The 15,655-nt window shown below is 67.6% G+C and carries 10 protein-coding genes; 1 reads left to right on the top strand and 9 read right to left on the bottom strand.

Features of this window, described 5'->3' with window-relative positions:
- Positions 1–210 precede the first annotated feature (210 nt).
- Complete coding sequence (locus tag J0I99_RS15155) at positions 211–897, top strand: aspartate/glutamate racemase family protein (RefSeq protein ID WP_291398493.1); 687 nt, start codon at positions 211–213, stop codon at positions 895–897.
- 147 nt (positions 898–1,044) lie between these two features.
- Here the strand turns inward: J0I99_RS15155 and J0I99_RS15150 are convergent, their stop codons facing one another.
- The 9 genes from J0I99_RS15150 to J0I99_RS15110 all read right to left on the bottom strand — a co-directional run bounded on the left by J0I99_RS15150 (position 1,045) and on the right by J0I99_RS15110 (position 15,525).
- Positions 1,045–3,357: a methyl-accepting chemotaxis protein gene (locus tag J0I99_RS15150; protein ID WP_291392756.1), complete on the bottom strand. Its 2,313-nt coding sequence runs from the start codon at positions 3,355–3,357 to the stop codon at positions 1,045–1,047.
- A gap of 172 nt (positions 3,358–3,529) precedes the next feature.
- A complete protein-coding gene (locus J0I99_RS15145) occupies positions 3,530–5,551 on the bottom strand; it encodes a methyl-accepting chemotaxis protein (protein ID WP_291398488.1) in 2,022 nt (673 codons plus the stop codon).
- A gap of 85 nt (positions 5,552–5,636) precedes the next feature.
- The gene (locus tag J0I99_RS15140) at positions 5,637–7,655 is read right to left on the bottom strand and encodes a methyl-accepting chemotaxis protein (protein WP_291398487.1); all 2,019 of its coding nucleotides are present in this window, start codon (positions 7,653–7,655) and stop codon (positions 5,637–5,639) included.
- A 339-nt stretch (positions 7,656–7,994) separates the two neighbouring features.
- On the bottom strand, positions 7,995–8,420 hold the full coding sequence (locus J0I99_RS15135; protein WP_291398486.1) for a F0F1 ATP synthase subunit epsilon: 426 nt from the start codon (positions 8,418–8,420) through the stop codon (positions 7,995–7,997).
- A gap of 62 nt (positions 8,421–8,482) precedes the next feature.
- A complete protein-coding gene (atpD, locus tag J0I99_RS15130; RefSeq protein ID WP_291398485.1) occupies positions 8,483–10,024 on the bottom strand; it encodes a F0F1 ATP synthase subunit beta in 1,542 nt (513 codons plus the stop codon).
- Between the two features lie 17 nt (positions 10,025–10,041).
- Positions 10,042–10,917 carry a F0F1 ATP synthase subunit gamma gene (locus J0I99_RS15125; protein WP_291390976.1) on the bottom strand — a complete coding sequence of 292 codons (876 nt, stop codon included), beginning with the start codon at positions 10,915–10,917 and terminating at the stop codon, positions 10,042–10,044.
- A gap of 55 nt (positions 10,918–10,972) precedes the next feature.
- Positions 10,973–12,505: a F0F1 ATP synthase subunit alpha gene (atpA, locus tag J0I99_RS15120; protein ID WP_291390974.1), complete on the bottom strand. Its 1,533-nt coding sequence runs from the start codon at positions 12,503–12,505 to the stop codon at positions 10,973–10,975.
- Positions 12,505–13,065: a F0F1 ATP synthase subunit delta gene (locus J0I99_RS15115; RefSeq protein ID WP_291398484.1), complete on the bottom strand. Its 561-nt coding sequence runs from the start codon at positions 13,063–13,065 to the stop codon at positions 12,505–12,507. The genes atpA and J0I99_RS15115 overlap by 1 nt, the downstream gene beginning before the upstream one ends.
- A gap of 291 nt (positions 13,066–13,356) precedes the next feature.
- A complete protein-coding gene (locus J0I99_RS15110) occupies positions 13,357–15,525 on the bottom strand; it encodes a primosomal protein N' (RefSeq protein WP_291398483.1) in 2,169 nt (722 codons plus the stop codon).
- Positions 15,526–15,655: the final 130 nt, after the last annotated feature.

Raw genomic sequence — 15,655 nt, 5'->3', positions numbered from 1 at the left:
GCCCATTGCGAAGGGACTTATGGCGCACGGCACCGCGAAGCGATGCAGGAACCGCAGTCACCCCAGATGCAACGGCTTGCACCTGGCCCCCAACCCTCCCCGCGATGCCCCGTCGGCACCTCGCATCGAAGAGGTGAGCCGAATCTACACCCAGCTGGAAGCGGGGGGACAAGTCTTGTCCGCTGCCCGTTTTCGGGCCATTGCTTGCCCATGAAAACCATCGGCCTCATCGGCGGCATGAGCTGGGAATCCACCGCCCACTACTATGCCATCCTCAACCGCGAGACGGCAGGCCGCCTCGGCGGCCTGCACTCCGCGCCGGTCATCGTCCATTCGGTCGACTTCGCCCCGATCGAGCAGATGCAGCGCGCCGGCGACTGGGACGGCGCCGGCGCCATCCTCGCCGGCATCGCCGCATCGCTCGAGGCGCAGGGGGCCGGCATTATCGGCCTCGCCACCAACACCATGCACATCTGCGCTCCGCAGATCCGCGCCGCGCTGAGCGTCCCCTTCATCCACATCGCCGATCCGACGGCCGGTGCGCTGCTCGCCGACGGCATCGGCAAGGTCGGCCTGCTCGGCACCCGCTTCACCATGGAGAAGCGCTTCTACATCGAGGGGCTGGAGGCGCGCGGGCTCGAGGTACTGGTGCCCGATGTCGGCATCACCAACCTCAACGGCATCATCTACGAGGAACTGTGCCTCGGCATCGTGCGCGACGAGTCGCGTCGCATCTATGTCGAGGCCATCGCCCGGCTCAAGGCACGCGGCGCCGAGGCGGTGATCCTGGGCTGCACCGAGATCGGCATGCTGATCGACGACAGCGTCAGCCCGCTCCCGACCTACGACACGACCGACCTGCACGCGAAAGCCTTGGTGGCGGCGGCGCTGGAGTAAGCCACCGGTCCCTCCGTGATCCTCCCCCGTTTACGGGGGAGGGGGACCGCCGAAGGCGGTGGAGGGGGCGGCGGGAAGTGCCGGTGTTTGGGGTCGCCCCCTCCACCAGCTTCGCTGGTCCCCCTCCCCCCGCTTCGCAGGGGAGGACTAAGCCGCCCGCCGCAGCCCCACGGTGGAGGCCCCGTCCAGGTGGAACACCTCGACGATCCGGTCGAGCTCGCTGGCCTGCGCCTCGGTCTGCTCGATCGCCGCATTGGTCTCCTCGACCAGCGCCGCGTTGTGCTGGGTCATCTCGTCCATCTGCCGCACGGCGGTGTTGACCTCTTCGATCGCCGCCGCCTGCTCCTGGCTGTCGCGCGCGATCTTTTCCATCAGCTGGTTCGACGAGCGCGCTGCCGCAACGATCGCCTCGAGCTTTTCGGCCGCATCGGCAACCAGCCGCGAGCCCGCGTTCACCTCGGCGCCCGATTGCTCGATCAGCGCCTTCACCTCGCTCGAGGCTTCCGCCGCCGACTGCGCCAGCCGGCGCACTTCCACGGCCACCACGGCAAAGCCCTTGCCGGCCTCGCCGGCCCGCGCCGCCTCGACCGAGGCGTTAAGGGCGAGCAGGTTGGTCTGGAAGGCGATGTCGTCGATCATGCCGATGATGTTGGAGATCTTGGCCGACGACGACGTGATCCGCTCCATCGCCGCGTTGGCCTGCTGCATGACGCTGCCGCCCTGTTCGGCCGCCGTCGTCACCCGGCTCGCCACCTGGCTCGCCTCGTTGGCGTTCTGCGCATTGGACCCGACCGTGGTCGCCAGCTGCTCCATCGCCGCCGAGGTCTCCTCGATGGTCGCCGCCTGCTTGGTGGTGCGCTCGGAAAGGTCGTTGGCGCCCGACAGGATCTCGCCCGTCGCCGTCTTCAATCCGCGCGAGGTCTGCCGGAGCTGGCCGACGATCTCGGTCAGCCGCTCGGCCACGGCATTGGTGTCGTCCTTGAGCCGCGCGAAGGCCCCGCCATACTGGCCGTTGACGCGCTGCGTCAGGTCGGTCTGCGCCAGTGCCGACAGCACCTCGCCGGTCTCGCCGAGGCCACGGTCGACGGTTTCGACCAGCGAATTGACGCTGCCGGCGAGCGTGTTGAGCTCCTGGTCCGGGAATTCCGCCGCCACGCGCCGGGAGAAGTCGCCCTCGACCGCCGCGTCGACCACGTCGCCGAAGGCGCGCTGCAACTCGGCCATCATCTGGGCGCGGGCCTCCTGGTCGCGGATGATGCGTACCGCCTCGGCCTCGGTCATCGCCGCGACCTTCTTGCCGTTCTCGCGGAACACCTCCATCGCCCGGGCGAGCGTGCCCACCTCGTCGACGCGCGCCGTACCCGGCACCGTCACGTCGTAATTGCCCTCGGTCATGGTCGTGACCGTCTTGCTCATCGCGCCCAGCGGGCCGCCGACCATCGAGCGGATCAGCAGGAACAGGATGCCGCATGCCACCAGCACGCAGATCGCCGAAAGGGCGATGATGGTGTTGCGGCCCTCGGTCACGGCGGCCTCGAGCGTCGCCACCGGCACGCTCGCCACCACCACCCAGCGGTCCTCGGTCCCGCCCACGCTGAACGGCCGCGCCGTCTGCCGCAGCAGTTCGCCTTCACCCGTGGCATCGCTTGTCCTGGCCTGGCCTTCGGCCAGCGTCGCCTTGACGATGGCGAAGTCGGCATCGCCCTCGACCAGCGCCTTGCCGACCTGGGCTGCGTCCGGGTCGGCGACCACGATGCCGCCGGCCGACACGATGGTGATGTGGCCCGTGCCGAACGGCTTGATTTCAGCCATGCGCGCGCTGATGTCGTTCAGCGCGAGGTCGACGCCGCCGGTGCCGAGATAGGTCCCGCCCGCCATGATCGGTTGGCCGAACGACATGAGCAGCATGTCCTTGCCCGCCACCGTGTAGCTGTACGGCTCGATCGCCACCACGCGCCCGAGTTCCTTGGGCTTGAGGTAGTAGTCGCCCACCCCAGGCTGGTCGTAGCCGCCGAGCGCCTCGCGCACCACCTGCCCCGAACCGCGGTTCCAGTACGGGATGTAGCGCCCCGTCGCGTCATGTCCGGGCTGCCCCGCGGCCGCCGCATCGTTGCCGTCGAGAGCGTTCGGCTCCCAGCCCGACCAGGTGCCCACCAGATCCGGATTGGCCTCGAGATAGTGCAGGATCATCGCGTCGTAGGTCGCGCGATCCTTCACCCCTGCGCCATGCATGCCTTCGAGCGCGGTGACCAGGCCCTCGGCCGCGCGCTCGGCGCGCATGAGCCCGGCCGAGACCTCGTCGGCGATGGCCAGCGTGGTCTGCGACAGCAACTCGCGGGTCTGGGCATCAATCGTGCCCCCCACCTGCTGGACCAGGAGGGTCATGCCGGCGGCGAATACAGCCGTCAGCGCGGCTCCCCCAAGCAGTGCGACCTTGAGGGACAACGAACGAATACGCATGCGGATCACGGCTCCTGCCGAAGAATTGTTCCAGCCCATTCAATCCGCCGCTCGTTAAAGAACGGTCAACCATGCCGAGAGCTGACGATTATTTGTGCAGGGCGCCTGCATGGAAAGCAGATGCCCCGGCCGAGGCTGCGACCGGGGCATCTGCCAACGGGAAAACGAGACCCTAGAACTCGTTCCAGTCCGTGCTGATCGCAGCACTGCCCTGGCTCAGGTAGACCTGCCGCGCTCCTGCCCGGGCGGCCGGAGCCGCCGTCGCCGGCGCGTCGGCGATGGTGAACACGTCGACGATCTGGTCGAGCTCGCCGGCCTGCGCCTCGGTCTGTTCGATCGCGGCATTGGTCTCTTCCACCAGCGCGGCATTGTGCTGGGTCATCTCGTCGAGCGTGCGGACCGCGACGTTGACCTCCTCGATCGAGGAGGCCTGCGCCCGGCTCTCGCTGGCGATGCCCTGCAGCAGCTCGTAGTTGGTCCGCGCCCCCTCGAGCATGGCTTCGAGCTTGCCGGCCGCCTCGGCGACGAGACGCGAGCCGCCCGCCACTTCGGTGCCGGATTGCTCGATCAGTGCCTTCACCTCGGACGATGCGCTGGCCGCCGACTGCGCCAGCCGCCGCACTTCCACCGCGACGACCGCAAAGCCCTTGCCGGCATCGCCGGCGCGCGCCGCTTCGACCGAAGCGTTGAGGGCGAGCAGGTTGGTCTGGAAGGCGATGTCGTCGATCAGCCCGATGATGTTGGAGATCCGCGCCGACGACTGGGTGATCCGCTCCATCGCCGCCGTGGCATTGCGCATCACTTCCCCGCCCTGCTCGGCCGTGCGGGACACCTCGGCGGCGTTGCCGCTCGCCGATTCCGCCCGCCTGGCGTTCTCGAGCACCGTCGCGGCCAGTTGCTCCATCGCCGCCGAGGTCTCCTCGATCGTCGCCGCCTGCTTGGTGGTGCGTTCGGAAAGGTCGTTGGCGCCCGACAGTATTTCGCCCGTCGCCGTCTTCAGCCCGCGCGAGGTGGCGCGCAGCCGGCTGACCACTTCGGCCAGTTTGTCGCCCACCGCATTGGTGTCGTCCTTGAGCCTGAGGAAGGCCCCCTCGTAGTCGCCCTCGACGCGCCGCGTCAGGTCGGTATTGGCGAGCGCATTGAGCACGCTGCCGGTCTCGCCTAGCCCACGCTCCACGTTCTCGAACAGGCCGTTGAACACCTGCGCGATGCCGTCGAGGCTCGGGTCATCGAACTTCGGCAGCCGGCCGGTGAAATCGCCGCGCATCGCCGCCCCGGTATATTGGGTCAGCAGCGCCCCGAGCTCGTTGCCCTTCTCCGTGCGCACCCGTTCCTCGGCGGCGGAGGCCTCGCTCTGCGCCGTCAGCTGCGCGCGGCTCAGCAGCGCCGCGCGGAAGTCGGTGAGCACGTCATTGAGCATCGCCATCTCGGTGACGATTCCGCCCTGCGTCGCCTCGACCTCGAGATCGCCGGCGGACAGCCGCCGGAACCCGGCCGTCATCCTGGCCAGCGGCCTCAGGAACAGGATGTTGGAAAAGACCAGCGTCACCACGGCGAGCAGGACGATCAGGCCGAGGCCGGTAATGCTGGCGATGTCGCTGATGCGGGCGTTGTTGCTGGAGGCCTGCAGCACCTCGGCATTGGCCGCCTCGATCGCGTCCGATACCGCCGACATCCTGTCCTGGAGCGCCTTGAACGTCGCATCGAAGTCGGGCAGCGCGTTCTTGGCGCCGCCCATGTTGCCCTGTACGACCGCGCCGACCACCTGCTCGGCCTTGCTGAGGTAGGCGTCAAGCGGCTCCAGCACCCCGGTCACCGCTTCGCGCACCGTGGCGGAGACGTCGAGCCCCTCCTGCGTGGCGATGGCGGCGCGCATCTCGTCGCCGTACTGCTTGATCTCGGCCGCCGCCTCGTTGACGCCGTCGGCGTTGAAGCTCGAGCCGTAGTACATCGCCTTGAACACGATGCCGCGCAGCGAGTCGTGCAGCATGTCCGCCGTCATGTGCGCGCGCATCGACTTGATCGTGACCGCCGAGCTGTGCGCTGCGTGCTGGTAGTTCTGCGACACCATGTAGGTCATCGCCGAGTAGATGCCGCCGATAAGCACGATCACCACGCCCAGCGCGATGACCACCAACCTGGTCGGGATGCCCTTGCCGAACATCGCCTTCAACCGACCCGTCCCCAACGCCATCCCGAACCTCCTGGTTCTGTGCGCGACTGCGATGGAGAAGGCTTAGGCCCTTATGGTTAATGGGCAGTTTCCGCCTGGCACCCGGTCAGAATTCGGCCCATTCGTCAGCCTTGATGGCCGCATTGCCGCGCGCCAGGTAAGTCTTCGCGGCGCTGGCGACTTTCTGCTGGATCGCCCTGATTCCCCTGGGGTGCGGCGCTTCCGGCGGGACCACCGCCGCCTCGGCCTGCGCGCCGAGCGTGAACACCGCGACGATCCGGTCGAGCTCGGACGCCTGCGCCTCGGTCTGCTCGATGGCGGCATTCGTCTCCTCGACCAGCGCGGCATTGTGCTGGGTCATCTCGTCCATCTGCCGCACCGCGGTATTGACCTCCTCGATCGCCGAGGCCTGTTCGCGGCTGTCCCGGGCAATGCCCTCCAGCAGCTCCCGGTTGCCACGTACGGCGGCCAGCATGGCCTCGAGCTTGGCGGCGGCATCGGCCACAAGCCTGGAGCCGGTCCTGACCTCCCCGGCCGATTGCTCGATCAGCGCCTTGACCTCGGCAGAGGCGCTGGCGGCCGACTGGGCGAGGCGCCGCACTTCAACCGCCACCACGGCGAAGCCCTTGCCGGCATCGCCCGCCCGTGCCGCCTCAACCGAGGCATTGAGCGCGAGCAGGTTGGTCTGGAAGGCGATATCGTCGATGAGCCCGATGATGTTGGAGATCTTGGCCGAGCTCTCGGTGATCCGACCCATCGCCTCGTTGGCGCTCAGCATCACAGCCCCGCCCTCCTCGGCCGTTGCCGTCACCTGGCCGGCATTGTCCGAAGCACCTGCGGCACGCTGGGCATTGGCCAGGACAGTGGTCGCGAGCTGCTCCATCGCCGCCGAGGTCTCCTCGATCGTCGCCGCCTGCTTGGTGGTGCGTTCGGAAAGGTCGTTGGCGCCCGACAGGATCTCGCCGGTGGCCGTCTTCAGGTCGAACGAGGTCTTCTTGAGCTGCCCGACGATGCTGGTGAGCTTTTCGGCGACGGTATTGGTGTTGTGCTTGAGCCGCGCGAACTCGCCCTCGTACGTGCCATGCATCCGCTTGCCCAGGTCTGCCTCGGCGAGCGCGGCCAGCACGTCGCCGGCCTCGCTCAGCCCCTTGGCCACCGTGTCCATCAGGCTATTGAAGTTCTTGGCGATACGTTCGATGTCGGCATCCTCGAAATGGGCCTCGATGCGCTGCCCCAGGTCGCCGTGCAGGGTCGCCGCCACCACGCCGTCGAAGGCATCCTGGAAGTCCTGCATCATCCGAGCCCGCTCGGCCGCCTGCTGGTGCCGCGCCCGCTCGCCCTCGTTCATCTCGGCGACACGGATGCCGTTCTCCTTGAACACCTGCACCGCCGCGGCCATCTGGCCGACTTCGTTCTTCTCGCCCACATAGGGGACCTCGGTGGCGAAATCGCCCTCCGCGATCCGCGCCATCGTCTCGGTTACCTTCGTGAGTGGCCGTGACACGTAACGCGTGCCGACATAGAGCGCCGCGCCGACACCGACGAGCAGCCCCAGTATGGTCGCGCCGATCACCCCTGGCACGATCACGGCCTCGAAGCTCTCGAATTCGGCCTTGATGGCGTCGAATCTCGCCTGGTCGTTCTCGACCACGGCGTCGATCTCGGCCTGGTAGGCCTTGCGGTTGGCCCGGTTGGCCTCGTTGTTGCCTTGGGCATTGGCCTGCGCCGGGTCGATCGTCGCCAGCCGCGCCGTCTCGGCGCGGAACTGCCGGAACTCCGCCGTACGGGCCACCACCTTGTCGAAGGCCTCGAGGTCCTCGGCCGGCACCAGCGGCCGCCATTCGGCCAGGTGCGCGTCGATCTTGTCGAGCGACTTGAGCAGGCCTTCGGCGAACGGCTTTGCGGCGTCCACGTCCCTGGAAGCGTAGATACCCCGCGCATCCATCACCACCGCGGTCACCAGGCGGTTCAGGTGTTCGCCGTTGAAGGCCCGCTGCGACGCGACCTCGAGCAACTGCGCCCCCTTGCTGAGCGACAGTGTGGCGTACACGGCAGCGCCACCAACTGCCGAAACGATCAGGCCCATGACGGCCACGATTAGAAAGAGTCTGGTCCGGATCTTCATCAGCGCTACCGTCGGGTTCCTGGATGGACGCAAGGAGGGCATGCAGCGTCGCGACCGGACGAATGTCCGGGGGGCGGCCTGCCAATGTCTGGGGTCATTGGGCACAGCTCGGTCGATATGCCCCGGCTGTCCAGGCCGTGGCGCGGTTCGTCGTTGCTGCATTCCCGCTGCGACGATTACGCAGTCTTGCTTAAGAGAGCGTGAATTGCCTCTGGCCGCGCCGTCGGCTCACGATTCCGTCGGGGCGGCGCGATGGAGCCCGTCGACGGCACCGCCGGTCCCCAAAACAGAACGGGCGCCCGCAGGACGCCCGTTACCGGATACCTCGATGCTGCCGGCTCAGTGCGCCGTCGCGCTCGTGCCGACGGACGCGTCGAGCAGCAGGTTGCGCCAGCCGTCGATCTCTTCCTGCAGCCGCATCTCCTCGTCGGCCGTGGTCGCCGCCTGCTGCGCGGTCAGCCCGGCAGCAATCAGCCCCTCGATCTTGGCGCGATCGAACTCGGCGATGTCCTGGGCCTCCTCGGCGAGGATGGTCAGGCCCTCGGGCGATACGTCGGCGAAGCCGCCGCGCACGTAGTAGACGTGGCTGATGCCGGCATTGTCCACCACGGTGACGAAGCCCGGCTTCATCGTCGTCATGAACGGCGCGTGGTCGCCCAGCACCGTGAAATAGCCGTCCGCGCCCGGCACGGTGACCGACTTCACGGTCTCCGACAGCAGCAGCTTCTCCGGCGAGACGATTTCGAGTTTGGTGCCTTCGGCCATGGTCCTGCCTCTGGATCAAAATGGGGCCCGCCCGCTGGGCGAGCCCGATGGGGTCGTGAAGCTTAGGCCGCGGCCGCGAGCTTCTGGGCCTTCTTGACCGCGTCTTCCATGGTGCCGACCATGTAGAAGGCGGCTTCCGGCAGGTGGTCGTACTTGCCCTCGACGAGGTCCTTGAACCCCTTGATGGTGTCTTCGAGCTGCACGAACACGCCCGGCGTGCCGGTGAAGGCCTCGGCGACGTGGAACGGCTGGCTCATGAAGCGCTCGACCTTGCGGGCGCGGGCCACGGTGAGCTTGTCCTCTTCCGAGAGCTCGTCCATGCCCAGGATCGCGATGATGTCCTGGAGCGCCTTGTAGCGCTGCAGGATCTGCTGCACGGCGCGCGCGGTGTTGTAGTGCTCTTCGCCGACAATGTTGGCCGAGAGCATGCGCGAGGTCGAGTCCAGCGGATCCACGGCCGGGTAGATGCCCTTCTCGGAGATGGCGCGGTTCAGCGTCGTCGTCGAGTCGAGGTGGGCGAACGAGGTCGCCGGGGCCGGGTCGGTCAGGTCGTCGGCCGGCACGTAGATGGCCTGCACCGAGGTGATCGAGCCCTTGTCGGTGGTGGTGATGCGTTCCTGCAGCGCGCCCATGTCGGTGGCGAGCGTCGGCTGGTAGCCCACGGCCGACGGGATACGGCCGAGCAGGGCCGACATTTCGGCGCCCGCCTGGGTGAAGCGGAAAATGTTGTCCACGAAGAACAGCACGTCCTGGCCCTGGTCGCGGAAGTGCTCGGCGACGGTGAGGCCGGAGAGGGCGACGCGGGCACGCGCGCCCGGCGGCTCGTTCATCTGGCCGAACACCAGGGCGCACTTGGAGCCAGCGGTCGAACCGTTGTTCTCCTTGGGGTCCTTGTTCACGCCCGATTCGATCATTTCGTGGTAGAGGTCATTGCCCTCGCGGGTGCGCTCACCCACGCCGGCGAACACCGAGTAACCACCGTGCGCCTTGGCGACGTTGTTGATCAGTTCCTGGATCAGCACGGTCTTGCCCACGCCGGCGCCGCCGAACAGGCCGATCTTGCCGCCGCGGGCGTAGGGGGCGATCAGGTCCACCACCTTGATGCCGGTGACGAGGATCTGGGCTTCCGACGACTGCTCGGTGAAGCTCGGGGCTTCCTGGTGGATGGCGCGGCGCGACTTGGTGACCACCGGGCCGGCTTCGTCCACCGGCTCGCCAATCACGTTCATGATGCGGCCCAGCGTCTCGTCGCCGACCGGCACCGAGATGGCGGCACCGGTATCGGCCACCACGGCGCCGCGGACCAGACCCTCGGTCGTGTTCATGGCGATGGTGCGCACGGCGTTCTCGCCGAGGTGCTGCGCAACTTCGAGCACCAGCCGGTTGCCGTTGTTGTCGACTTCGAGCGCGTTCAGGATGGCCGGCAGGTGGCCGTCGAACACGACGTCCACCACGGCGCCGATCACCTGCGACACCTTGCCCACCGGCTTGCCGGCAGTGGACACAGCGGGGGTATCCGAAGCGGCCTTGCGGGCCGGAGCCTTCTTGGCGACGGGAGCCTTCTCGGTCGCCGGGGCTTTTGCTGCAGTTGCTGCGCGGGCCATCTGTTACCTCGTTCCTGCTAGAGCGCTTCCGCGCCCGAAATGATTTCGATGAGTTCTTTGGTGATCTGCGCCTGGCGCTGGCGGTTGTAGCTCAGCGTCAGCTTCTTGATCATGTCGCCGGCATTGCGCGTCGCGTTGTCCATGGCGCTCATCTGCGCACCGAAGAACGACGCGTTGTTCTCGAGCAGGGCACGGAACACCTGCACCGAGATGTTGCGCGGCAGCAGGTCGGCAAGGATCGCTTCCTCGTCCGGCTCGTACTCGTAGTTGAGCGTGTCCACCGCCCCGGCATCGCCGTCGAACTTGGCGGGGATCAACTGCTGCGCCGTCGGGATCTGCGAGATCACCGACTTGAACCGGGCGTAGAACAGGGTCGCCACGTCGAACTCGCCTGCCGCGTACATGGCAAGCACCTTCTCGCCCACCTGCGCGGCGTTGACATAGCCGATCTGGCGCACGTCGCGGAACGAGATCGTCTCGATGATCTTGTCGCCCAGCGTCCGCTTCAGGATGTCGTTGCCCTTGCGGCCGACGGTGAGGATCTTCACCGTCTTGCCCTCGCCGACCAGCCGCAGCGCCGTTTCACGGGCGAGGCGCGCGATCGAGGAGTTGAAGCCGCCGGCGAGGCCGCGCTCGCCCGTCGCGACGACGAGCAGGTGCACCTGGTCGCGGCCGTTGCCGGCGAGCAGGGCCGGGGCGTCCTGGCGGCCGGCATAGGCCGCGCCAAGCGCCGTGAGCACGTTACCCATGCGCTCCGCATAGGGACGCGCCGCCTCGGCTGCTTCCTGGGCGCGACGGAGCTTTGCCGCCGCCACCATCTGCATGGCCTTGGTGATCTTCTGGGTCGACTTGACCGAGGCGATCCGGTTCTTGAGGTCCTTTAGCGAGGGCATCGGGCCGCTCTTGCTCCTTCAGCGAGGTCCTTCGGACCTCGCCCACACGGGGATCTTACGAGAACGTCTTCTTGAACGCGTCGATGGCGGCCTTGAGCTTGGCGCGCAGGTCGTCCGACAGCGCCTTCTCCTTGGCGATCGCTGCCAGCACGTCCGCGCCCTTGGAACGCAGGTAGCCCAGCAGGCCCGCCTCGAACTCGCCGACCTTGTTGACCGGCAGGTCGTCCAGGTAGCCCTGGCCGCCGGCAAAGATCACCGCGACTTCCTCTTCCGGCTTCAGCGGCGCGAACTGCGGCTGCTTGAGCAGCTCGGTCAGGCGGGCGCCGCGGTTGAGCAGGCGCTGCGTCGCCGCGTCGAGGTCCGAACCGAACTGCGCGAAGGCCGCCATCTCGCGGTACTGCGAGAGTTCGCCCTTGAGCGAGCCAGCCACCTGCTTCATTGCCTTGATCTGGGCGTTGCCACCCACGCGGCTCACCGAGATACCGACGTTCACCGCCGGGCGGATGCCCTGGAAGAACAGGTTGGTCTCGAGGAAGATCTGGCCGTCGGTGATCGAGATCACGTTGGTCGGAATGTAGGCCGACACGTCGTTCGCCTGCGTCTCGATGACGGGGAGCGCAGTCAGCGAGCCGAGGCCATGGTCCTCGTTCAGCTTGGCGGCGCGCTCGAGCAGGCGGCTGTGCAGGTAGAACACGTCGCCCGGGTAGGCCTCGCGGCCCGGCGGACGGCGCAGCAGCAGCGACATCTGGCGGTAGGCGACGGCCTGCTTGGTCAGGTCGTCATAGGCGATCACGGCGTGCATGCCGTTGTCGCGGAAGTATTCGCCGATGGCGGCGCCGGTCATCGGCGCGAGGAACTGCATCGGCGCCGGGTCCGAAGCGGTGGCGGCAACGACGATCGAGTACTCGAGGGCGCCGGCGTCTTCCAGCACCTTGACGAACTGCGCCACGGTCGAGCGCTTCTGGCCGACGGCGACATAGATGCAGTAGAGCTTTTCCTGCTCCGAAGCGCCGGCCGCATGGGCGGGCTTCTGGTTGAGGAAGGTGTCGAGGATCACCGCGGTCTTGCCGGTCTGGCGATCGCCGATGATCAGTTCGCGCTGGCCGCGGCCGATCGGGATCAGCGCGTCGATGGCCTTGAGGCCGGTCGACATCGGCTCGTGCACCGACTTGCGCGGCAGGATGCCCGGGGCCTTCACGTCGACGCGGCGGCGTTCCTTGGCCTTGAGCGGACCCTTGCCGTCGATCGGGTTGCCGAGCGCGTCGACCACGCGGCCGAGCAGCTCCTTGCCGACCGGGGTGTCCACGATCGAGCCGGTCCGCTTGGCGACGTCGCCCTCTTTAATGTCGCGGTCGGCGCCGAACAGCACCACGCCGACATTGTCGGTCTCGAGGTTCAGCGCCATGCCCTTGATGCCGCCCGGGAACTCGACGAGCTCACCGGCCTGCACGTTGTCGAGGCCGTAGACGCGGGCGATACCGTCACCGACGGACAGCACCTGGCCGACTTCGGACACCTCGGCTTCCTGGCCGAAATTCTGAATCTGCTCCTTGAGGATCGCAGAGATTTCCGCGGCTTTGATATCCATTATCCGACCTCTTTCATCGCGATCTTCATCGCCGTGAGCTTGGTTTTGAGTGAGCTGTCGATCATCTGGCTGCCGACCTTGACCACGAGGCCACCGATCAGGCTGGGATCGACGTGTTGGGTGAGCGTGACGGACTTGCCGATCTTGGCCTTGAGCGTCTCGGCCAGCGACTTGACCTGCGCGGCACTGAGCGGCGTGGCCGAGGTGACGTCGGCGGCAACTTCGCCGCGATGCCCCGCCGCGCGCTCCTTGAACGCCGCGATGATCGCCGGCAACGCAAACAGGCGCCCGTTGCGCGCCACGACCTTGACGAAATTGCCGACCGTGGTGTGCGCCTTCGCCTTCTCGAGCAGGGCGCGCATCGCCACCGCCTTTTCCTCGGTGTTGATCACCGGGGAGCGCAGGAACCGCGCGAAATCGGGACTTTCACTGGCCAGGGCGAGAAGCTTGTCCAGCCCCTGCTCCACGGCGGCGACCGAATTGTCGGCCTTGGCGAGATCGAAGAGCGCCGACGCATATGGCCGCGCGATCTGGGAAAGCACTGAATCCTGCGCTGCCAATGCCCCGTCATCCTCGTGCTGCGCAACCCGAGCCCGGCCAGAGATGGTCGCCGGAGGCTGCTGTCGCTTATGATTGTTCGCCGGGAATAGCCGAAGGCCCCCGGAATTCGCGCCCCCTCTAACACGCGATCTTGGGCATCGCAAGGCACCGGGACACGAGTCTTTCCGGGAGATTTGTCGCAGGCTCCGAACCGTCCCCGGAGGGGCTGGGCGCTCCAGTGGAGCGACCAGAGGTGAGGAGGCCATGAGAGCCACGCTCGAATGGCAACGGCCCCAGCGATGACGTCCGCTTCACAGAAAGCTCTGCGGGTCGATGTCCACCTGTACCCTGAGGTTGCCCGTCGCCTTGGGCCCGTGGTCGAGCCAGAAGCGGACATAGCCGGAAAGGTCGAAATCCTTGCCCGATTGCGCCAGGAGCCGCACCCGGTGCCGGCCCCGGATCATCGCGATCGGCGCATCCGCCGGGCCGAACAGTTTCAGCCCCTCGGCCATCGGCGCCGCACTCAGCAACTGCCTGGCGAAGGCGAACGCCACCTCCTGCTCGTTGGCCGAAACGATCAGCGCCGCCAGCCGCCCGAACGGGGGCAGCCCGCCGGCCTCGCGCGCCAGCAGCTCGTGCCGGTAGAACGCCTCGCGGTCGCCCTTCACCATCGCCTGCATGACCGGATGGTCGGGATGATAGGTCTGCAGAAACGCCTTGCCCGTCCGGTTGGCGCGCCCGGCCCGGCCCGTCACCTGCGTCAGGATCTGGAACGTCCGCTCCGCCGCCCGCGGATCGCCGCGATCGAGCCCGAGGTCGGCATCGAGCACGCCGACCAGCGTCAGTTTCTCGAAATGATGCCCCTTGGCCACCAGCTGCGTGCCGATGATGAGGTCGTGCTCGCCGCGCTCGATCTCGTCGAAGCGCTGCTTGAGCTCGCTGTTCGAGCCCATGTCGGACGACAGCACCACGGTTCGCGCCCCCGGGAACCGCGCCGCCGCCTCTTCCGCCACCCGCTCGATCCCCGGTCCGATCGCCGTCAGTGAATCGTCGGTGCCACATTCGGTGCAGACCTTCGGCGTCCGCATGGTGAAGCCGCAATGGTGGCACATCAGCACGCCGCGGAAGCGATGCTCGACCAGCCAGGCCGAGCAATCCGGGCACTGGTACTGGTGGCCGCAGCTCTTGCACAACGTCAGCGGGGCATAGCCGCGCCGGTTGAGGAACAGCAGCGCCTGCTCGCCCCGGTCGAGCGTCGCAAACACTTCGCGCGCCAGCCGCGGCGCGATCCACTGCCCCTTCTCGGGCGGTTCCTCGCGCATGTCGATCGGTGTGATGTCCGGCATCCCGGCCTCGGCAAAGCGCGAGGTCAGGAGCACGTGCTTGTAGCGCCCGATATTGGCGTTGTTCCGCGACTCCACCGATGGCGTCGCCGACGACAGGATCACCCGCGCCTCGGCAAACCTGGCTCGCACCACCGCCATGTCGCGCGCGTGATAGTTCACCCCGTCGGACTGCTTGAACGCTCCGTCATGCTCCTCGTCGAGGACAATCAGGCCCAGCTCGCGGAACGGCAGGAACAGCGCCGAGCGCGCCCCCAGCACCGCCCGCACCTCGCCGTTCAGCACCGCCCGCCACGTTCGCATCCGCTGCGCCGGCGTCATGTCCGAGTGCCATTCGGCCGGCCGCGTGCCGAAGCGCCGGGTGAAGCGCTCGACGAAGGTCGAGGTCAGCGCGATCTCCGGCAGCAGCACCAGCGCCTGCCGCCCGGCCCGGATCGTGTCGGCCACCGCCTCGAAGAACACCGCCGTCTTGCCGGCGCCCGTGACGCCGTCGAGCAGCGCCACGCCGTACTGGTCGACCGGCATCTGCCTGAGCTGCGCCAGCGCCCCGGCCTGCTCCGGGCTGAGCACGGCCGGATCGGCATCCGGATCGGGCGGCAGTGCGATCGGCGGCGGCGGGCGCTCGATCCGCGCGATCGCCCCCGCCTTCTCCAGCCCCTCGACCACCGACGCCGACACCCCGGCCGCCCCGATGATCGCCGCCTTGGCCCAGGCCTCGCCGTCCATCAGCAGCTCGAGCACCTTTTCGCGCGACTTCGTCCGCTTGTCCGGCTCGATCCCGGTCGACCGGAAGGCAGTGATCGGCCGCTCCGGCTCCAGCGCCTCGGTCGAGCGCAGCACCGAGCGCAGCACCAGCCCCGGCGCCGCCAGGGTGTACTTGCTGACCCAGTCGACCGTCTTCAGCAGCTCTTCCGACAGCGGCGGCGTGTCGTAGACCTGCGCGATGTCCTTGAGTCGGTTGTGCGCATAATTGTCCCTGGGCACGCCCCAGACGACGCCCAGCGTCAGCCGCCCGACCAGCGGCACGGCGACGATCGAGCCGCGCCGGACCTTCATCCCGTAGGGCACCCGGTAGCTGTACGGCCCCTCGACCGACACGCTCACCATCACCGCCACGATGTCCGGAAGCTCTTCCATCTGTGCCCGCTTTGTTCACGCGTGCAGAGGCAATTGCAAGGGCAAACTGGCGCGAACCCCTGGCATTGCTGAAACCGCCACCGGGTCATCGCGCGCAATTGGTCTTTCTGGGCCACCCCACCCGTCGTAA

This window comes from Devosia sp., from assembly GCF_017307495.1.
In the GTDB taxonomy this organism is placed as follows: domain Bacteria; phylum Pseudomonadota; class Alphaproteobacteria; order Rhizobiales; family Devosiaceae; genus Devosia_A.
Note: the sequence above shows the minus strand (reverse complement) of the source record. Positions and strands in the feature narration are given on the sequence as shown.